The following is a 20,480-nucleotide window of genomic DNA, read 5'->3' as shown; positions in this document are numbered from 1 at the left end:
CTACGAGCAATTAAGCACCGCGAACCGTCATTACAAGAATTAAGAAGAACCATTATGAAAATTTTAGTCGTTGAAGACGAGCCTCGCTTGGGCCAACAAATTATAGAGACCCTTGAGGGGGCCGACTGGGTTCCAGAGCTTTCTCAAGATGGTATCGACGCACTCTACCGTGCAACATCGGAAGAGTGGGATGCCATCGTTCTCGACCTAGGCTTACCCAAGCTGGATGGCTTAACCGTGTTGAAAGGCATTCGAGACGAAAACATCAATACGCCAGTCGTTATCTTAAGTGCGCGTGACACGCTTACTCAGCGTGTAGAAGGCTTGAACGCCGGCGCAGATGATTACCTAACAAAGCCGTTCGAAATGGTTGAGCTGATTGCTCGTATTCGTGCGCAATTACGCCGAGCGTCAGGCAGTGCTGCGCCTATTCAACAAATTGGTGACCTAAGCCTAGACACTCGCAGTTCTAAAGTACTCTGGCAAGGTCAAGCGGTAAGCCTAACGGCATTGGAATACAAAGTTGTAGCTTACTTCATGCATAACCAAAATAAGGTTATCTCGCGTACAGAATTAGTGGAACATATCTACAAACAAGACTTCGACCGTGACTCTAATACTGTGGAGGTTTTCATTGGCCGTATTCGTAAGAAAATCGCACCGAAGATCATCAAAACCGTTCGTGGCCTTGGCTACCAACTCAACGCTGAATAGTGCTGTATTTAATTAAACTTAAATTAGTTAATTAAGCTAATAGCAATCATCAACCAAGCACACTCACCCATTAAGTGGACAGCCTGTACTGATCATCGAAATACAATCAAATTACGATGGGCAAAGGCAGGCTGGAAATGCATGAATCTAAAGAAACGAACACTTAGAAACATCAGCCTAAAAAGCCGCTTGCTCCTTGCTGCGGCTTTTTGGCTAGGTGCGATGATATTAGCGGCAGGTGTCGGGATACCAAAGCTGGTAAACGACTACTTGGTCGATGACATGAAGCAGCAGCTTTCCCTGACTATGGACGAGCTCACAGCCAATATCGAAACCAATAACAGTGGTAATCTGCTCATGGCAGAGCGCTTGTCTGATCCTAGGTTCAACCAGCCCTACAGTGGTATTTATTGGCGCGCTGCGACTCAAGACCAGACCATTCGATCTCGCTCTCTTTGGGATAAAGACCTCACGATTAAGCGATCTCCTATCCATACTTCCATTACAGGCCCAGAAAAAGAGAAGCTCATTTATATTGAGCAAGATATCTACCTGCCCGAGCTCACCGACCCTATCACGATCACCATAGGTATTGATGAAGATCCATTAGAATCGACCCTTACCGAGCTGACCAGCCAAGTATGGTTAATTCTGATGCTATTGTTTGTTGGCGTACTGATGTTGATTGGTATTCAAGTCAGCTGGTCGCTATTGCCATTGAGCAAAATGCAGCGTGAACTAGTGATGCTGAGAAATGGCGAACAACAAGGATTAAGCGATAACTACCCAAAAGAGGTATCTCCCTTAGTCTCTGACCTAAATGCCCTACTCTTCCATTACCAAGAGTTGTTGGAAAGAGCTCGTAACCACGCGGGCAACTTATCTCATGCGTTGAAAACACCGTTATCGGTTCTGAAAAACGAAATCGAAATGCTGCCAGACAACGAGAAGAAACTGTTACAGCAACCGATCCATCAAATTCAAAGTCAAATCGATTACCACCTTGGCCGTGCACGCATGGCGGGGGCGATGAACATCCTTTCAGTAAAATCATCGCCTTGTGAGCGCGTCGAAGCTATCGCGATGGCATTTGATAAGGTTTACGCGGCTAACGATGTCACCATGATCAACGAGTTGGATTCCGAACTTGAGGTCGCGGTAGAAAAAACCGACCTTGATGAGATGGTCGGCAACCTGCTCGAAAACAGCTACAAGTGGGCAGGCAGCATTATTCGTGTTTACTCGAATAAACTTAATGAAGGTCAAATAAAATTGATTATTGAAGATGACGGTCCGGGTATTCCAGCAGAGAAAATGAGCCAAGTAGTCAAACGCGGTGTGCGCTTAGATGAAACCACACCGGGTACTGGTTTAGGACTCAATATCGTTAACGAGATGGCGCATAGCTATCGCGGGCAGCTCACACTTGAAAAAAGCTCTATGGGAGGGCTGAAAGCAACGCTCGTATTGCAACTTTCTCAAAGCTAAACGTAAGTAGATGTAGATAAGCATAGCAATCATCTTGGTATGCTTATCTTAATTCGTTGCCTTTAACGCAGTCCTATTTACAGCTTGGCAGTAACATCTGATACATTGTTTTAAAACCTTTCAGGGATATCGTCACTGCTTCTGCTTTTGGATCATCACCTTGAAGTTCTACTTCCAATGACTCTGCGGCGTAAAACGATTCTAGCAGTTCGACCGGCACGGTCGCCCAGTGGGTCTTTCCTTTAATCCAAACATCCATCGTAAATGTTGTTGTACCATCATTTAATACCGCTTTCGCCGGATAGCCCAATTCCTCTCTCAATAGACCATTAAAGAACAGTAAGTTAACACCTTCCGTTGTACAGCGTAATGCGACAGTTTCAACGCCACCTTTGCTTTTAACACTCGATACACCAAGTATAACCGCCTCACCAGTATCAAAACTTTTTGACTCGTAATGCTCCCAATCTTGGTAAGTATCGGTCAACTCTAGACCTGCAGAGACATTAAAAGTCAACATCCACAACAAGCTCACCATAATCTGTTTTTTCATACTATTTCCCATAACAAAGCCACGGTAAACGGCCTTTCATTTTCGCAAATTATCTTCTGTTCAAAAATGCTCTAGGCGTAAGTCCGTGGCTTATATTAATTACTGAGTTAGAGGTAACGCCTTTGGCTTAAGAACCGCTTCAAAGCGCTCGGCCTCGATAAGAAATTGGCTCATAATGGCATCCACTTTTAATTTTGTTGCCTCACTATTAGCTTTGCGTTGAGCCTGAATCAAACGCGGGCTATCCGTTAGCAAGTAAGACTGTTCCATTGCGTTCAGCATCCCCAAATCAGAGCGCAAGTAGCGATCAATTTGGTCATCGCGTTGCACCAACTTGTTCTCCAGTACCTGTTCATCTGCGCCTTGTTTTGCCACGGATCTCAACACTGAGTGTGTCAGTGATATCAGTTCATCAACTCGCTCTGGCGCACAGGTAAACATGATACGTCCTTCTGCTTGTGGACTATATACGTCTTGCCAGAACCAACTTGCTACCCCATATACGCCTGACGCTTGTTCACGAAGTTTTAGTCGCAGTTGTTCTTGAACTAACTCACCACTTAACTCCAAGTAATACGCATTATCTGGTCGCCATTGAGAGTCTTGAGTTAAATAAATCTCGACTTCAGCTCTTGGCTCTTTCGAATCATCCGCGCTATAGCGCACCTTAGGTGAAAAGGCTTTCAGATCGTAGAAAGACCGGCTTGCCTCTTTTACTTCAATTGAAGACAAGTAGCGCGCCGCAAGTTCTTCGATTTGGCTGTTAGAAATATCCCCGACAACAAAATAGGTGTAGTCGGTTTCACCCGCGATGTACGTTTGATACACCTCGCTTAGCTTCTCCGTAGTGTAGCTTGGAGCTTGTTCGCCATTATCGCTATACACGGTTGGGATTCCAGGGAAACGTAGCTCAGATACTTTACGCACAAAGCGATCCGCACCATCGAACTGGCTTCCATTTAAGCGCTGTTCCATCTCAACTTGATACTCTTTCAAAGATTTCTCTGATACCGGACTCGACGCCAGTTTCAAATGAAATAGCTTGAGCATTTTTTCAAAGCTGTCGGTTTTTGCCCAACCTGAAAAACCCTGTTGATAATCGCCAACCAATGTCGTCATTACTACTGGGTTGCCTCGAAAGATGGTCTGAATCTCAGCCTGAGACACCTCACCAACACCAGTATCATCGACGAGACTTACAGCAGTTCTCAGCGCTTCATAGTCACTCTGCGGAATAGAACGAAGTCCACCTTCAGTGAGCGCTTTAAAGTGCACTTGGCCCGGATTACTATCGCTATAGCGGTAAACCAGTTTGCTGCCATTGCTCAATCGGTATTCCGCAATACGGTGCTCTGCCCATTTTTTCTCTTGCTTGAGCGTGCCTGGTTTTGGATTGACCACAGGTAGTACAGCGTTGCTATCATCGACGACCCAGGGTTGCTGCTTAGTGCGCATACTCATTTGCCACTCACTCTCCACCCATTCAGATGCAAGTTTTGGCTTACGCTCGTCGGTAGGTTGAGTTAGCAGAACCAAGCGAGATTGAGGCTCAATGATATCGAGAAATGCCTCGTTTACCTGCTGCAATGTCATACGGTCCAGAAAGTACATATTCAGCTCATAAGCTTGATCTTTACTTACCAGAATCTGACCACTTGCCGCAGCAACCATCAAATCTCCTGCAAGATCAATACTGTAGTTCTTCTTGTCTTGACCTCTTTCGATAACACCTTGTAACCGGCTAATCTCTCCATTAACTTCGGCCTCAGAAAAACCTTGTTGCGCCAACTGAGCGACAAACTGGAACAGTCCTTGTGTTGCTTGTTGGTACTCACCCTCGACTAGCTGTAGAGAAAACACGGCCTGCGTTGTTTCTCTGCCGACATTTGATGAGTAGAAGTTCGCGGCGTTAACCACGTTATCTTCATCTTGCTCCCAACGTTGCAAGCGCACATTGATTAAGCGTGTAGCAATTTGATGAGCAAGATCTTGTTGATAGCGTGCATAGCTTAAGTCAGGCTCAAAAGTTGAAAAAAAGCTCACTTCAACCGAAGGGGATGAATACCCCTCTTCAGAGACCACTTCGCTGCGCCAACCATCCACGAGAGGAATGCTGTAATCGATCTTCTCAAGTTCAGATTCAGGTGCATTTGCATCTCCCATTTTCTGGGTGATCAGCTGTTTAACCTGCTCCGTTTGAACATCGCCGACCACTACGACAGACATGTTATCTGGGCGATACCATCTGTTGTAGAAATCCGCGACACGATACTTGGATACATTTTGAATCGTATGCGGGTCACCAATTGGATCGCGAGTGACATAACGTGAACCCGCCATTTCGAGCGCACTTTTCTTATCACCCAATCGCAACATTGGGCCTAAGCGAGCACGCCACTCTTCAAGCACGATGCCACGCTCAGCGTCAAGGTCGCCCTTCAGCATAGTCACATTGCTCGCCCAATCGGAAAGAATATCCATGACTAACTCAAGCGTCTCGGGATCATTACTTGGCAAGTTCAAGGTATAAACGGTATTTTCAAAGTCGGTGAATGCATTAATATCCACACCAAACTTCATTCCCGCCTCTTCGAGTACCTTAATCACGTCGTTACCCGGATAGTGCTCAGTACCATTAAACGCCATGTGTTCAACGATATGAGCAACACCTCGTTGGTCATCGCCCTCGTTCATTGAACCCGCATTAACAACCAAACGAACATAAACTCTCGATTCTGGGTTGGTGTTTTCAGCAATATAGTAGCTAAGACCATTCTCGATCTTGCCGACTTCGACATTACTATCAAAGCTTAATGTCTGCGCTAGATCTAAGGATGTATCTTCACTGTTTGTTGGAGTTGTTACCTGACAAGCACCCAAAAGTGCGGCACTTGCCAAGATCAGTATCTTGTTAATCTTCATGAATATTTAAATGACTGTGTTTGAGTACATAAGGTGATCTGATTCTGGTCTTCTTCGTGTGTTTCGCGATGAGAAACCTCAACAACATGTGTATCTGGAAGCTGCTGCGCCATGATCTCTCTGATCGAACGATAGCTCTCAGGATCAAGTGCAGACATTGCTTCATCTAAGAACAACCATTGCGGCTTTTGAACCAAGCTACGAGCCAACATGATTTTTTGCAGCTCGCCACCTGACACACTCTGCTGCCAGTTACTGATAAAGTCGAGCTTGTCACCAAACTTACTTACTCCAGCAAGCGTTAATGCGTCCACTAAATCTGAATCAGATGTAGACTCACCGTTTGGGTATAACAAGATGTCGCGTAAACTCGCATTCGGCAAATATGGCTTCTGAGGAATGAACATACACTCGCTATCATCAGGCATGCTCACTTCGCCATTTTGGTATGGCCACAAGCCCGCCAACGAGCGAATGAAAGTACTCTTACCGCCACCCGACACACCTTTGATGGTGATACTCTGCGAAATCGCACCACTCTGTTCAGAAAGTAATGGTTGCTGTTCCGGTGAATACAAATTGAGATCGCGCCACTCAGGTTGGTTCGAATGCGGCATAACATTCGCTGCCGGCAGTACTTCTAATTGAGTATGGAACGTAATTAAACGGTCGGTCACGGCACGCCAATCAGCAAGTGACTCATAAGAATCGACGAACCAACTGAAGGCTTCTTGAACACGATAAAACCCGGTCGCAGTTTGCATCATGTCGCCAAGCTGCAACGCACCACTCATTAGCCGTGGAGACGCCACTAAGTATGGGAAGATACGAGCAACTTCATTGTAGCCACTGGTAAATGCGCCGTATTTTAGCTTCATGCCAGTAAGTTGCTGCCAGTTATCCCAAACCTTGCCGAAGAGACTTTGTGTTCGATGGTTTTCTGCTGATTCACCACGTTGTAGCGCAATAGATTCCGCGTGTTCACGAACTCGCATCAAGTGGAAACGAAAATCTGCTTCACTTTTCTCTTGTTCAAAGTTCAATGGCACTAAACGCTTTGCAATTTTATGCGTCAGCCATGTACCGATGATTGAGTACACGATAGCCACCCATACCATGTAACCCGGAATGACCCATTCACTGCCCGCAAACTCAAAAGTAAGGCTGCCAGACAGGTTCCATAGAATCACAACAAATGAGAACAAGCTTGTGATTGTGCGCAGTAGACCTAAGCCCATCGACAGTGTTTTGTCACAGAAATCTTTAACATCTTGCGAGATACGCTGGTCTGGGTTATCGCTATCTGGATAACTCAATTGATGACGATATAGACGTTTACCACCCAACCACTTTTGCAGAAAAGTATGGGTAAGCCAACGACGCCAGCGGATGCGAAGCGTCCTTCTCAGATATTCCTCTGCCAAATCAATCACTGTGTAGACCACCATGATCAATACGAACTGACCGAGCATATTCCAGAAGTTATTCCACTCTTCATTCTGCATTAAATTGAAAAAGTCGCGGTTCCAGTTACTGTAAAGCACTGCGACTTCAACGATCAGATAATTCAATCCGACTACAAGCCCTAACAGCAGCCAAGCGATACGCTTCTCGTCGCTACGCCAGTATGGATGTGCTAGCGACCATACTTGAGAAAGGAAGGATTTGTCTTTTAGAGACAAGGGGGATGGGTTAGACATATTTCACCAAAAACGACAAGGCAACCAGTAGCCAAAGCCACTGGTTACCTTTTACCAAAACAAAAGAAATGTGATTATTAGAATTCGTAACCTAGCTCAAGCCAGAGTTCACGGCCTGGGGAGAAGCTTAAGTTACTACTTGATCTGATACTCTTTTGGCGCACATTATCTAGCACGTTAAGAACATCAACTTGTACGTAAGCAGAATGAGTGCCATAGAAACTAGGTTGGTAGCGGACTCGTGTATCCCACTGCGTATGCGTACCATGCTCATAGGTGTAGTACATCTCTGTACCGTCAGCTGCATCCGTTGAATATTCCGTGTCTTTCACTGGTGCTTTTATGTAGACTTTGTTTGACCACGCGATGTTGTAGTTTGGTACTTCCATATCAAGGCCAAGGCGTACTATCCATTCTTCACCACTGCTGTTTACTTCTTCCTGCGCTTCTGCGCGGGTCATCAGTTTTCCATCAAGGTAAATAAGTTCATTTGCGTTATAGCCAGTGCCTAGGTTTGATGCATCTGTTGTTGTCCAGTCGGCCGCAAGGGTCGTTGTCCAGTATGTTGGGCCTAATACCCATGGTTTAATGTTTGATGCCTGAATGGTATAAACATTGACGTTGTAACTTTCTGTATTTCTGTAAGTAACGACACCTCCTATCTCCTTGGCTTTAATTCTGTCCTCGTATTTACGACCTACATAATGAGCAGAAAGAACAAAGTTCGACACATTCTGTGTAACACCTAGCGAGATCTCATCAGAATAAGGCGTTTTCAAGTTTTCAATTGATGCGAAGTCACGAGTAGTATCTTCATTTAGCTCCATTATTTCACCCGCTAATTTCATGCTCCCGAACGAGCGACCATAGTAGCGGTTCATACCAAAGCTAACATTTGTGTCACGAGCGACCTGTAATGACGAAGCGAAACGATACGCAACATTCGTATTATCTAAGAAGTCATCGCGATCGACACGAACACCAGGTCGAAGTTTTAGATTACCAATTTGAATTTGATCTTCGATATATGCAACGTAATCTTGGTGACCCGTGTCCACACTTCCTGCATTTATGGTGTTTACTGTTTTTCCGAACTCAGCCCCACCCCAAGTCATTGTGGTATTAACTGTCACATCGCTATCACGATTAAACTCGTAATCTGTTTTACGGTAGTCTGCACCCACAGAGAACATATGAGACGTTGGACCAAGTTCAACACGATCAAAGTCATACGTTAACATCAGATTGATGTTTTGCTGCGTCATGTCACTATCGCCATATCCACCTTCGTAATATTCGAATGACGGATCAAACTCTATATAAACGTTAGCTTCATTCGAAGAAGAGTCACGCTCATCTTTAAACTTGTCGTACGCTGCTGTTGCAGAAAATGAACCCGAACCTAATCTTTGAGTCCACTTAATGGTAGACCCGTAAGCAAGGTGTGTATCTGATACATCGCCTTCTGTATTCGTATCGTAGTACTTGCCTTCGCTGTAATCAGACAAACGCAAACCGAACTCTAGCGAGCGAGTTGTATCAGGAACCCAGTTGAAGTTTGCTAAGAAATTGTCTGAACGACGGGTATGATCTTCAACATCCCTCTTTCCTGTCGGATTAAGCAAACGTGTCTGCTTGATATCTGAATCTCTTCGACTAAAGCCAATCACCATACCAATATTGTCAGTGATAGATTGCTCTGCCATCAGGCTAAAGAAGTTCTTTTTATATTTCGGCTGATACGGTGTATCAGAGCCATCTGGTACCGTAGCTTCCGCGGCTGCCTTAACACTGTCATCAATATAAACCGAAGCCCAATCAGAACGTGTACCTCGATAACGCAACTTAACGCGGTTTTCGCCACTGTAGTGGCGAGTTTCAGCGTTAACTGCACCACCAGTAAAGCCACCAAACTGTGCAGGAATATCACTAGTATAAGCTGTGATACCACTCAAAAAATTAGCGTCAAAATAATACGCTTGCTCAGAACTATTATTCGGATTAACCGCCATGGTACCATCAAGAAGTGCACCAGCTGGATCGATGTCGTTGTTGATGTTAATTCCGTTAATTAAATATGCAGTTTGCTCAGGATCTGCACCATTAATCGAGATCGAGCTCGGCTTAATTTCGCCTCCTTGCATGCCATTTAAATCACCGCCAGCAAATCGTACATTTGGGTTGTCTTTTAGGTAGTCGGTTAAGTTACCGTTTGAAGAAGGGGTATCTTTGATGTCATCTGCATCCAGAGTTTGCTTTGTTGAAAGCTCACCGTCTCTAGTGTCAGTAACATTAACGCTAAGTTCGGCTTCAGCCTCAGATGGTTTTTCTGTTTCTGCGTAAACGCTAGACACAGAACAGAGCGACGCAATAGTCGCTGCAAGAAGAGTTTTATTAAAAGGGTGCATGTCAAAAGGTCTAGGTGATAATAATTATCATTAATACTATCAATAAGACATTCAACAAGTAAATCCCTCACCGACCACCAATAACTGTAGGATAATCTACCAACGCCTCCTTTTAAGTAATAAAAATGTAACATTCATTAATGTTATAAATTATACCCAAACCTTATAGAAGCCTTTAGCTGAAAGCCTTAGTGAGAATAAATGTCATTTGGAATAATATGTCGATATTGAATTTCACCATCACAAGTTATTAACAAAACAATTTGAGATAAAATACACTTTTGTTAACGCAATCGATAAAATGAAAAACGGTGAAATATTATGCGATCCGATAATTAGCAAAGACAAAGTAATCGACAATAATAATAAAATTACTTATTAATCAAATTTTTAACGTAGTCCTTCATATGTAGCATGAAAAATAAAGCTTCACATACAAATAAAAACAATTATCATTCCCCATCATTTTTGATTGCCTAACCGAATATCACCAACCCAAACAAGCGCTCATACTGATGATTGAATTCCGTTTTACACTCTTAGCGATATGCTCATTATGTCTGCAAAATAACGCATTTGCAGAATCAATCACTAACCAGAAAATCAAAGAACAGGTGCACCATATTGAGTCTTCTTCTTCTATCCAAAAGCGTATTGAATCGATCGACGACCAAACTCAGTTACAACGTGAAACAGCAAGAGCCCTAGATCATGAAATAAGGTTACAAAGCCGCTATCAAGAGCAACTTACTAATCAACTGATTCAACTACAGAACGTGATTGATGGGCTAGATGTTGAGATGGATAACATCCGCCAAACTAATGTCAACTTGTACCCACTACTAGAGCAAATGACTGAGACATTGACAGAACTTGTATTGTCAGACCTCCCTTTCGATAAACAAGCGCGACTAAAACGAATCAACCAATTAAACAACAACTTGATCGATCCTCAACTGAGCGATGCTGAAAAGCTCGAACGAATCTTGATTGCCTATCAAACGGAAATCCAATTCGGCACTGAAGTAAAAACTTGGTTTGGCAGGTTAACAGCTGATCAAGAAGTTCAATATTTAAGGGTTGGACGTTTGGGTTACTACTACCTATCACTTGATGCATCACTGGCTGGTGTGTGGCGTCCGAAACAACAGTTGTGGGCAACACTTTCAAGCGAACAAACCGAACAGGTCATCCAGGCTATCACTGCACTGAATAGCGGCGATACTTACCCGCTGCTCACACTTCCAAAGGCGCAATAATCATGAAAAATCTAAGAGCTAACAGCGGCACTTCCATGATGAATAACAGCCATTGGAGATCTCATTGCAGCGTGATGTTGATGGTCAGCCTAGCGACAATATTCAACGCTAGCCAATCCCATGCTTCAGACGATCCGGCTCGTACATCCGTTTCGGCAAGTGAGAATTCTGTGCAACCAGTAAACCGTGATTCACTGCAATCCATTTTTGAACGTGTTGAGAAAGCTAGCCAAGCCGATATTCAGCGCTACCAAGAGCTTAAGGTTCGCAAGAAAGAACAACTCACTGAAACTAATGCGCAAGTTGCCGTACAGCAAACTAAACTGCAAGCACTCAACAATCGCAATGCTCAATTAGAGGAACAGATTCTTCAGTTACAGCAAAAGCTGCAGGATAAACAGAAACAGGTGAAAGCGGCTAAATTTGACATTGTTGAGGTCATTGATCTCACTTCCGCTCAACAGAGAAATTTCCTCTCAAACAATCGTCCTTTAGCAACTTGGGCAAAAGTGAAAGAACCACAACCCGTCGATGAAAATGACTTCAGTATCGCAACCATCCATCAACTCTGGATAGCGATGATTCAACAAATCTCGGCATCGAGTGAACCAAGGGAGCACGTGGGCGAGGTATTGCTGCCAAATGGAGAGATCAAACAAGCTTCAATTCAACAAGTTGGGGCATTTAGCCAGTTCGCTGAAGGCTATGGTTGGCTTAGTTTTGATGGTGCTCGTCAATTGTGGATTCAGCTCTTCCCACAACCTCAATTAGCTCATAGCAAAGAGCAATGGTTGATCGACCCGGCCTTTGGTTTTGGCTTCTTGGCCAACGCCAAGCAACCTAAATGGTATGAGGCTTACTTACCTGCCGGCATTATTGGCTTACTCATCGCTCTTCTTGCTGTGATCGGTTTTTCTATCGGTTTAGCACGCTTATTCAGCGTAACCAAAGAGAAAAAAGCAGTGAAGCACCAAGCCTTAAAGCTCAGCGAACTATCCGAACAGAACATGTTAGGTCGTGTACTTCTTCAACTTAAGGGATGTACCACAGACCAACAAATAGAAGATGTTATTGACGCCAACATTAGCCGCGAGATGCCATGGTTAAACAAAGGCATCGGGACATTGGCAGTTTTGGCAGCAATAGCACCATTAATGGGACTTTTAGGTACCGTTGGTGGAATGATCGAAACATTTAGTGTCATCACATCGCAAGGTGTTACTGATGGTGAACTGCTTTCAGGTGGTATTGCTGAAGCGTTATTGACCACAAAATTAGGGTTGCTTGTCGCCATTCCTCTATTAATTTTGCACTGCCTAGTTAAGACACAAGCACAACAGCTTTCGGAGATTTTGGAGCACCAAGTAACCAGCTTAGTCGTAGACATCCGATACGGTAAACAAGCGTAATGCTAGAGCAAATCTTAAATGCACGCTTACCTATGGACCACCCCATTATGTGGGCTATTGGTTTGGTGTCTTTGGTCATGTGGGGGTTAATCGTCCAGTGCTATTTTCGTTTTAACAGTCTGAAGCAGCTGGACTTAGACTCGCAGATTCACCACGTGAGTAGTCAATACTCAAGCATCACCAGCATTGAGCAAAAGCACCTTCAACAAGGTTGGATTAGCCAAGTTAATCAGCACCTGAATCTAGGGTTAAACGAAATCAGGCTCTGTGTTCGCATTCTTCCTATGCTCGGTTTGCTGGGTACTGTCGATGGCATGATGGAGTGTTTTGAACAGCTAAACAATGAAGATGTGTTGAACGCCGTTTCTAATGGTATCAGCCAAGCCATGTTGACCACTCTGGCAGGCTTACTCGCCGCCATATCTGGCATGTACTTAGCCTATAACCTAAAGCGACAACAACAAAAGCTATTAGCACTCTGCATCAAACAATGGAAAACCGATGAAAATTAAACCCTTCACTGACAGAGAAGATTCACCTCAAGTTGACCTAACACCATTGATTGACGTGGTGTTTATCCTTCTGATCTTTTTCATCTTATCGGCCAACTTTCAAAAAGAGTCGACCTTGAGCGTTGATCGGCCTAGCGCATCCAGTTCGACTCTCACACCACAATCGGAAACTCTGACTGTGAGTGTCGATCGTGAAAAAAACATCTGGTTTAACGGGCAGACCTTAAACCTTAGTCAACTTCAATTCCAAGTTAAAGCTCATATCACTGAAAAACAGACCACTAATGCCATCGTTAATGCCGACCGCTCTTTAGACACCGGCACTCTTATTTCGGTTATCGATACACTACGTTTATCAGGGCTTACCAATGTTGCTATCGCTACCCAAGACCAGTAAACCCAAGCAACTCAGTATTCTGGGATTGGCTGTGGGCATCAATCTAATCTTGGTTTTGGTCCTGCACCTGCTTGTTTCAACGCCAACGTTGACGCGAGATAGCTCTGCCTACCTGACATACGTTCAAACCATTACTTCTCAGAAAAAACCACAAGAGCCAGAAACGATAAAGCCTATCGTTGCAACCAGCGCCCCCAATTCTGCGCCGAGTCGCCCTGCCCTAGTTAACTTTGAGATACCCGATATCGAGAGCTTAGTGACCCTGCCGGAGGTTACCTTTAAACCAAGTGATGAGTTAGATGTTCATCTCAACTTTGATTTTTCATTTTCGGGCGAAGGTATACAACAAGGGAGTCAGTTCCGCTCTCAAGTCGTAATGGCGAAGCCGACTTACCAAATTCCGCCCAAATACCCGGCCAAAGCGAAACGTAATGGCATTGAAGGTCATATTACCTTTTCATTGCTGATCAACCAGCAAGGTGAGGCTATGCAACATAAGGTTGTAGAAGAGTCACCTCCCGGGTGTTCTTGCGCTCCTCGCTACGTTCCGTTATGCGCTGGAAATTTGTGCCGCCACAATCGGGCGAGCAATGGCAACAAGTCACTGTAAACTACAATTTGGAAGATTAAAGGATGAAAATAGTTACGCTACTTCTGGCTATGCTAGTGAGCGCTGCTACTTACGCTCGGGTCGAGATTCAAACCTTTGAACGTTACCAACAGCTAAGCCAATTTCTAGAACATGATGATATTAATATCCAAGCATTTGAACGTTTTCATCACAACCATCTGGGTGACAACAAAGAGACGTTAGAGCTCACCAAAAGCCTTTATTTGCAAGCGTGTTTGAAGCTTGAAGAACTCCAATGCGCGCTAGACAGAACCAATGAACTGTTAGTGTTAACTGAAAACATAGCCAATCAAGAACAGTTACTGCGCCTTGCGGTTCAACTAAATTACCAGAATGGCCGCCATTTAGACGCCCTATCTCGTTTTAACGACTGGAGCTTAACACGAGCATCATTATCAAGTGCTGAGCAATCAAAACTACCTAACACATTACAAGCTGAGGTTTATACCCTGGCTGCGCACAGTGCTTTTCAAATTGAGAAATGGCCAGCTAGTGTAGAGGCGATAGAAACAGCGATTGAACTTAATGCAACAAAGCAGCGCTACCAGCTTTTATTAGCAAGCTATCAACGTTTGAACGCGTATGAAAAAGAGCGAGAGACACTGCTCAAAGTTACTCACCTCTACCCACATGAAGTGAAGTTTTGGGCGCGCTTAGCTCAGTCTAGCCTTTATTTTAAGGAGCCGGCTCGCGCTATTGCTGCGCTTTCAGTAGTCAGAGAGCTAAACCAACTGAATGAACCACAAAGACTACTCTTGGCACAGCTACAATTAAGTCAAGACGCACCTGCAAATGCCTATCAAACATTGGGGGAACATCGCCCGTCCGCTCAGTACCAAGATAAATTCAACAAACTGAAGCTACATGCACTACTTAAATCTCGTCAGCGTGAACAAGCTCTGCAGCTGCTTAATTTGTTACCAAGCAACACTCAACTCGCGACCAAGATTCAACTGAGTTACAACGAGCAACAGTGGGACAAAGCTATCGCGCTTTTAGATCAACAAATCAAACAGCAGCCCGATAACCCAAGGTGGAAACTGTTAAAAGCGATAGCTCATTTCGAGTTGAGTCAATACGACCTGGCAAAACCTATATTTACAACTCTGGTTGGCGGCAAGCTTGATCGCTCAGCTCAGCAATGGCTGGCTCAAATTGAGTATCTAAGCGATGCTAGCTAAAGGGGTTTCATTCTCCAATCACTAATATATTGCCATCGGTAAAGTAATCATGATCATCGTTTAGAACCTCTACTTGCGCCAAGGGGTGATGCTCTATCGATACTTGCGGAAGATTCTGCCGAACTTGTAATTCTAACCTATCACGCTCCTCATCTACATTCGGTTCGATCTTATGAAGTATGGTGACAATCCCAGAATACGGTGTCACTTTTAAACCATCATCGTAACTGATTGCTCCTAACCACTTGGGTTGATTGCTGTTGCTGTCTAGCCCAGCATTCCACCAGCGTATGTGGCTTCTTTTCATCAAGTTTCCCGGCAGTTGGAACGCCATGTCTTATGGTTGATTACGCCAATACAGGTCAGACACCAGCGCAGACCAAGCCCCTGAATACGCTTGATAGCCTGCTGCGATAAAAAAGGGCTCACCGGGCACAAACAAGTTGGGGCCAATCAACGCATCACCTAAAGCCCCGAAGAAAAGTCCTATTCCTTCAAACATTTCAACCCCAACGCTTATTGCTCGTCATAGTGTCCGAACTTGTATTTCATTTCATTGTTACGCATCTCACCAGAGAAAAAGCGTCGTACATTGGCTTTCAAATACGTCATACCCGTTTTCATAATCCCATCTTGGTCAAGCCTTCTCGGGTCAAATCCAAAAGTCATGTTAAGGAAGCGAAAACGCCAAGTCTTGCTGGCTCTTTTCACGTAATCACAATCTTCACAAAGGACGATAGCTTCATCAAAACCACCCATCTCTTGGTGCACTCGTTTGGTCGAGAAAATACAAGCACCAACCGCTGTAGGGAAAAAGTATTGCGTCGTAAGCAAACCTGCGTTGAACAGCCCGTAACCTAATTTATGCACCAAAGGTAACCCCTTAGAACTCATGTATACGCCAGCCACTTCCAACTTTCTTTCATCAAGCTCATAGAGTGCTTTTGCAAGAAAGTTTCGAGGCAAACTGACATCGGCATCTAGGAATAGGATTCTCGAATGCTTAGCCAAAGAAGCGCCAGTGTTTCGGCCTAAACTCACACCACGGTCTTCCATGTGATGCACGGTCAGTTCTGGTAATGCACTTTCATAAGCTTGAGCGACTTCTCTGGTGTTATCTTCACTATTGGAGTCGACGACAATCACTTCGAACTCTTGGTGGGTTTGCACACTCAACTCTTCCATCAAGCGCCCAATTCGTTTCTCTTCGTTCAATGTAATAACGACAATGCTTACTGGTTCCATAACTTCACCTATTCATTCTGCTGTTTGATTAGCATTAAGAATAACTAACCAAGCCTTAACCAAGTCTTAGGCGAACATTCACTTTCCGTTCATTAACTTGATGATTTAGCAGCACTATAAATAAGATAAGATTGGCAATGTAAAAGGAGATAAATGGAGTAGATAAGAGTTAGTGAACGTTTTATCTCCAAACAAATCATTTATCGAAGGAAATTCACTTTGAGACGGGCTTCTGACTTGCTCAGATTTGAATGTGATGTTAGTATCCGCGCTCGCTTAAGCATGAACTCGTTTATGCCTAAGCTTTACCACATACTCAAGGTCGCATTGAGATGTGAAGTTAATTTTTACTAATTTGAGAGTAAAACTATGAAATTTGAAGCAGTAGTACGTACTGAACTAGGTAAAGGTGCGAGCCGCCGCCTACGTCACGCTGGTAAATTCCCAGCTGTAATCTACGGTGGCGAAGCAGCAGCTGTAGCTATCGAACTTGTTCACGCTGACGTGATCAACCAAATGGATAAGCCTGAATTCTACGAAACAATCACTCTAGTGATTGACGGCGCAGAAGTTAAGGTTAAGCCGCAAGACGTTCAACGTCACGCGTTCAAGCCTAAAGTTGAGCACATGGACTTCATCCGTATCTAATTCCCTACCAAGGAATAAGATTGGATAATTCCAAGCCTTCTGCATAGAAAAGATAATCGATCTTACCAGTCGAGAAATCTAGAAATTCGAAACCCCGATGCTACCAACATCGGGGTTTCACCGTTTCTGAGTCCTCAAAAAGCGCCCATACCCACTTTAAAGCATTGAAAATAAAGCCTTTATACCTTTAAAAATAATAACCTTACTTTTTTTGGGTGTCATTGAGGTGTCATTATACAGTAGTTTGAAAAGCCCATTTTTCTCTTAAAAATGTCTTCTTCTGAGCCTCTCATTTTGATCAAAAAACCAACTCTCTTATTTTATCAATCACACCTTCTCCCCCACTTCTATACGACCGTTACTTACGTTTTCTAAACAGGTTTTTCTCACCAGTTGCTCTAGCCAAAATTTGTTCAAGAGCTCAAGCAAACACATCAAGCAAACAATGGCCGTAAATCAAAAATGCCCCAAACCTTGTTAGAACAAATAATCTACTCATTTTGGGGGCGAGCGTTTTCCCTATTAAATCTAATCCGATAAATTAGGATAAGACCATGCTCAATTTGGGAGCGTATAGGTTGGAAATCGTATTGATTCGAAGCCGCCGGAGTTATACTACGGAAACTTTCGGCAACTTCTGATGTTCGCATCCTAGTCGCTAGGCAATACGGGCTTGAAATTGAACGGGAATATAATTAGCGTTACCATTGGTAGCATATAATTGCGGAAAAAATCCGTCGATAAAGCGTTATGTGTCTATGTGAGCTAGGAGTACAAATGAATATCAACTTTGATGAATTGGAGCTTGCGGTAGAGTTTGCCTCCGGCGATCCTAGTTTTGGCGCAGAGGCATATTTTGATACTGTTTCAGGAAAAATTTATTACGTGGGTGATGGTGTAGAGGAAGACCTGCCAGAAGACCTCTATTCAAACGAACAGTACTGTTGTCTGCCTAGTAAACAAGAACTTGGTTTAGGCCGATCTACAGCACTAGACTTTATTTCTACTAGATACCCTGAAGAATATGAGATCGTATCTCAGTACTTTAGTCGCAAAGGAGCATTCTCAAGGTTTCGAACGCACATTGAGCAAATCGGTGCGCTGGATCAATGGTATGAGTTCCAAAGTCTAGCAGTGCGTCAGGCTCTTAAAGATTGGTGTGACGATAACAATATCAAGTATTAGGGCTAGTACATAACAAATAAGGATTAAGCGTTGCGTAGCTAACGTTAAACCCCAAGTGTTGGACAAGCCCGAGCCTCTATATAAGTAAATTGTGCCCCATTTAGTGTTGGCGAAAGTAAAACCACTCACTCCCACATCGAGAGCTTTCCATAGATTTCCTTATGCTAAACGTGAGGTGTGTAGAAAATCCCCCCCTTTTTCGTATTTTCTCGTTCGTCATTTTGGTGGAGAAAGATGATATCCTATTAAAAACAGATGATTAAAATAGATTTTGGTGTTGCTTAGATGCGAAATAACAGCCCTAAAGGGGGAAGAAGTTGACTTCACCTCCTTTAAACACAGTTTACGCAATGAAAGATCCGTACGAAAACGATCGTACAATAATTGACTGTACGATCGTTTTCGTACATAATATTACGGACAAATATGGGATTTAATAAAGTAAAGAAAAGGGTCATTGAGTGTATTGAAAATGGTGATTACGATCATGAGGTTAGACACAATATTGATGTGAAGAATCTCTTTCAATGCGGTCAACTGACTGATGAGTTTGTTGTGGGGTTGATTAAAGCTACAAGAGGTAATGAGTATGATGTTAGTCCTCATCACCAAGCCCATACAGTGGATGTACATGTATTCAAACCATTTAAAGATGGTAAGCAATGGTATGTGAAATTCTATTTCGTTGAACCAGATGTAATGTTTATAAGCGTTCATGAAAGTGGGGTCTGAGATGAAAATTGTAAAAGAGGGTGATAAACGACAAGTAGTTTGCCCTAAATGTGGTTTGTCACATGCGACTTACGCTCTGCGTGATATAGATTTTAGCGATAACTCGGGTACAGTGAAAAATGTGCTTGCTGGCGTATGCGATAGTTGTAATGAAGTGGTTAGTATTCCTAAACAGTCAACCGCTAAAGTGAAGGCCGAATACAATAAGGTGAAAATTCCTGTTGATGTAAGAGTTCCCGCACATTACTTAGATATCCTTACCGTGGCATCTCAAATAATTGAACCAAGCTTGACAGAAAATTTTAACAAGCCACTTGTTTTGTATTATTTACACGCATTGAGTAGCGGACGTTATTCTGCTGAAAGTTTAGGCAGCTTACTTAGCGCGGATATTGCGAAAGCAAAGGCATCAAAAAGACTATCTTTAAAACTTAACCAGAACAGTTTAGATGAAATTGATAGTCTTATGAAAACACAAGGCTTGAAGAATAATACTGAAGTATTTAAATCTCTAATTCTAAAAATTAATGAGGATATTGTACAACCTAAAATTCCTCGCCACCTCAGTGAGTTAAAAAATTTGGCGGCTGCATTTTCGTAGAATGACATAACAGGCATGAACTTTTCTTTCTACTATACGGTTATACCTCTGATTTGGCTGCGTTAGCAGCCAATACCTCGAACATCAAAGCCGTCGACCTCGTTTTCCCCAATCTAAATTTATCCGAAGTAGATGCTTTAGAGCATAAGGTCTAACTGATTCCTGTCCAAGATCGTGTCAGGCCAACCAGTTCTGGCACTGTGATGATCGAGCGATTCTGTCGTACAAATCTAAGCAGATGCAGAAGCGAAAGGCATCAGTATTAAAACCTATCGAGCGACTAATAGTCGGGTATATTCGTCGACTTCTAAAAGAGCCCAATGGTGACTCCTCTGCAATTTAATTATATTACCGCCAGTGATTCTCGAAGCGAGAACTAAGGAGGCCGTCATGGACCTCTTCAAGGCAAGTGGCGGCTTCTCAAGCTCGGCACCATCCGCAGAGTACCAATAGGCGTGATATTTACTTTGCCTCATGACTATCAAATTCTCGGCTTATAATCTGGTTTAATTTTTTACTGAAGTTGCCTCTGTTGACACCCAAAATTCTTGCCGCCTTTGATTGGTTACCGCGTGTGTGCGTTATCAACTCAGAAAATAATACATCAAGTACCGTTGGTGTTACCCAAGACATATCTGGTGTCGCTGATTTACTATCAAACCACGTCGGTGCTAATTCTTCTCGGATAAGCTTTTGGATTTGGTTCTTATTGATAGGAGATAGGTGGTCATTCATATTTGTTAGATTAGGCACTGGCAAGATTAGCATTGGTTGTTGAGTAAACCGAGTTTAACGTAAATCTTCTTGGTCTGCACTTTACCCTAGCTTCCTTTCAGTGTGATCTTTGTTTCAGACTTACTGCTGGAAACATACTTTGCCATACTTGTGGTTATTC

General features: G+C 43.5%; 18 protein-coding genes and 1 pseudogene. 12 read left to right on the top strand and 7 right to left on the bottom strand.

Going from position 1 to position 20,480, the window contains the following annotated elements; translation table 11 throughout:
• Window positions 1-54 precede the first annotated feature (54 nt).
• Entirely contained in the window at window positions 55-714 is a 660-nt protein-coding gene (locus ACMAZD_RS07135) for a response regulator transcription factor (RefSeq protein ID WP_435249079.1), read from the top strand.
• 141 nt (window positions 715-855) lie between these two features.
• The gene (locus tag ACMAZD_RS07130) at window positions 856-2,202 is read left to right on the top strand and encodes an ATP-binding protein (protein WP_435249078.1); all 1,347 of its coding nucleotides are present in this window, start codon (window positions 856-858) and stop codon (window positions 2,200-2,202) included.
• A 73-nt stretch (window positions 2,203-2,275) separates the two neighbouring features.
• Here the strand turns inward: ACMAZD_RS07130 and ACMAZD_RS07125 are convergent, their stop codons facing one another.
• The 4 genes from ACMAZD_RS07125 to ACMAZD_RS07110 form a co-directional block, all read right to left on the bottom strand.
• Window positions 2,276-2,755, bottom strand: a complete 480-nt coding sequence (locus ACMAZD_RS07125) for a hypothetical protein (RefSeq protein ID WP_435249077.1) — start codon at window positions 2,753-2,755, stop codon at window positions 2,276-2,278.
• A gap of 99 nt (window positions 2,756-2,854) precedes the next feature.
• Entirely contained in the window at window positions 2,855-5,677 is a 2,823-nt protein-coding gene (locus ACMAZD_RS07120) for an insulinase family protein (protein ID WP_435249076.1), read from the bottom strand.
• The gene (locus ACMAZD_RS07115; RefSeq protein WP_435249075.1) at window positions 5,674-7,377 is read right to left on the bottom strand and encodes an ABC transporter ATP-binding protein/permease; all 1,704 of its coding nucleotides are present in this window, start codon (window positions 7,375-7,377) and stop codon (window positions 5,674-5,676) included. Before ACMAZD_RS07115 ends, ACMAZD_RS07120 begins: the two co-directional genes overlap by 4 nt.
• A 77-nt stretch (window positions 7,378-7,454) precedes the next feature.
• Window positions 7,455-9,785: a TonB-dependent receptor plug domain-containing protein gene (locus tag ACMAZD_RS07110; RefSeq protein WP_435249074.1), complete on the bottom strand. Its 2,331-nt coding sequence runs from the start codon at window positions 9,783-9,785 to the stop codon at window positions 7,455-7,457.
• Window positions 9,786-10,300: 515 nt separating this feature from the next.
• On the opposite strand from ACMAZD_RS07110, the gene ACMAZD_RS07105 reads away from it, so the two are divergent.
• From ACMAZD_RS07105 to ACMAZD_RS07080, 6 genes are read left to right on the top strand one after another with little or no spacing between them, the layout of a single operon-like run.
• Window positions 10,301-11,044, top strand: coding sequence for a DUF3450 domain-containing protein (locus tag ACMAZD_RS07105; protein ID WP_435249073.1), 744 nt, complete (start codon window positions 10,301-10,303; stop codon window positions 11,042-11,044).
• Window positions 11,045-11,046: 2 nt separating this feature from the next.
• Window positions 11,047-12,453, top strand: coding sequence for a MotA/TolQ/ExbB proton channel family protein (locus ACMAZD_RS07100; protein ID WP_435249072.1), 1,407 nt, complete (start codon window positions 11,047-11,049; stop codon window positions 12,451-12,453).
• A complete protein-coding gene (locus tag ACMAZD_RS07095; protein ID WP_435249071.1) occupies window positions 12,453-12,965 on the top strand; it encodes a MotA/TolQ/ExbB proton channel family protein in 513 nt (170 codons plus the stop codon). The genes ACMAZD_RS07100 and ACMAZD_RS07095 overlap by 1 nt, the downstream gene beginning before the upstream one ends.
• A complete protein-coding gene (locus tag ACMAZD_RS07090; protein WP_435249070.1) occupies window positions 12,955-13,362 on the top strand; it encodes an ExbD/TolR family protein in 408 nt (135 codons plus the stop codon). The genes ACMAZD_RS07095 and ACMAZD_RS07090 overlap by 11 nt, the downstream gene beginning before the upstream one ends.
• A complete protein-coding gene (locus tag ACMAZD_RS07085) occupies window positions 13,334-13,972 on the top strand; it encodes an energy transducer TonB (RefSeq protein ID WP_435249069.1) in 639 nt (212 codons plus the stop codon). Before ACMAZD_RS07090 ends, ACMAZD_RS07085 begins: the two co-directional genes overlap by 29 nt.
• A gap of 23 nt (window positions 13,973-13,995) precedes the next feature.
• Window positions 13,996-15,174: a tetratricopeptide repeat protein gene (locus tag ACMAZD_RS07080; RefSeq protein WP_435249068.1), complete on the top strand. Its 1,179-nt coding sequence runs from the start codon at window positions 13,996-13,998 to the stop codon at window positions 15,172-15,174.
• Between the two features lie 7 nt (window positions 15,175-15,181).
• On the opposite strand, the pseudogene ACMAZD_RS07075 reads toward ACMAZD_RS07080, so the two are convergent.
• Window positions 15,182-15,577: pseudogene (locus ACMAZD_RS07075) on the bottom strand (LssY C-terminal domain-containing protein); the annotation flags it as partial.
• 113 nt (window positions 15,578-15,690) lie between these two features.
• Window positions 15,691-16,419 carry a glycosyltransferase family 2 protein gene (locus tag ACMAZD_RS07070; protein ID WP_435249067.1) on the bottom strand — a complete coding sequence of 243 codons (729 nt, stop codon included), beginning with the start codon at window positions 16,417-16,419 and terminating at the stop codon, window positions 15,691-15,693.
• Window positions 16,420-16,788: 369 nt separating this feature from the next.
• Here ACMAZD_RS07070 and rplY point away from each other — a divergent pair, with 369 nt between their 5' ends.
• The 4 genes from rplY to ACMAZD_RS07050 all read left to right on the top strand — a co-directional run bounded on the left by rplY (window position 16,789) and on the right by ACMAZD_RS07050 (window position 19,585).
• Entirely contained in the window at window positions 16,789-17,067 is a 279-nt protein-coding gene (gene rplY, locus ACMAZD_RS07065) for a 50S ribosomal protein L25 (protein WP_009847093.1), read from the top strand.
• A gap of 777 nt (window positions 17,068-17,844) precedes the next feature.
• Window positions 17,845-18,252, top strand: a complete 408-nt coding sequence (locus tag ACMAZD_RS07060; protein WP_435249066.1) for a UPF0158 family protein — start codon at window positions 17,845-17,847, stop codon at window positions 18,250-18,252.
• 426 nt (window positions 18,253-18,678) lie between these two features.
• On the top strand, window positions 18,679-18,984 hold the full coding sequence (locus ACMAZD_RS07055) for a hypothetical protein (protein ID WP_435249065.1): 306 nt from the start codon (window positions 18,679-18,681) through the stop codon (window positions 18,982-18,984).
• Window position 18,985: 1 nt separating this feature from the next.
• Window positions 18,986-19,585, top strand: a complete 600-nt coding sequence (locus ACMAZD_RS07050) for a hypothetical protein (RefSeq protein ID WP_435249064.1) — start codon at window positions 18,986-18,988, stop codon at window positions 19,583-19,585.
• Window positions 19,586-20,047: 462 nt separating this feature from the next.
• Here the strand turns inward: ACMAZD_RS07050 and ACMAZD_RS07045 are convergent, their stop codons facing one another.
• A complete protein-coding gene (locus ACMAZD_RS07045) occupies window positions 20,048-20,320 on the bottom strand; it encodes a helix-turn-helix domain-containing protein (protein WP_150895868.1) in 273 nt (90 codons plus the stop codon).
• Between the last annotated feature and the right edge of the window lie 160 nt (window positions 20,321-20,480).

This window comes from Vibrio sp. nBUS_14, from assembly GCF_051201655.1.
Lineage (GTDB): Bacteria > Pseudomonadota > Gammaproteobacteria > Enterobacterales > Vibrionaceae > Vibrio.
The sequence above is the reverse complement of the archived record's forward strand: the minus strand, read 5'-3'. Positions and strand labels throughout refer to the sequence as shown.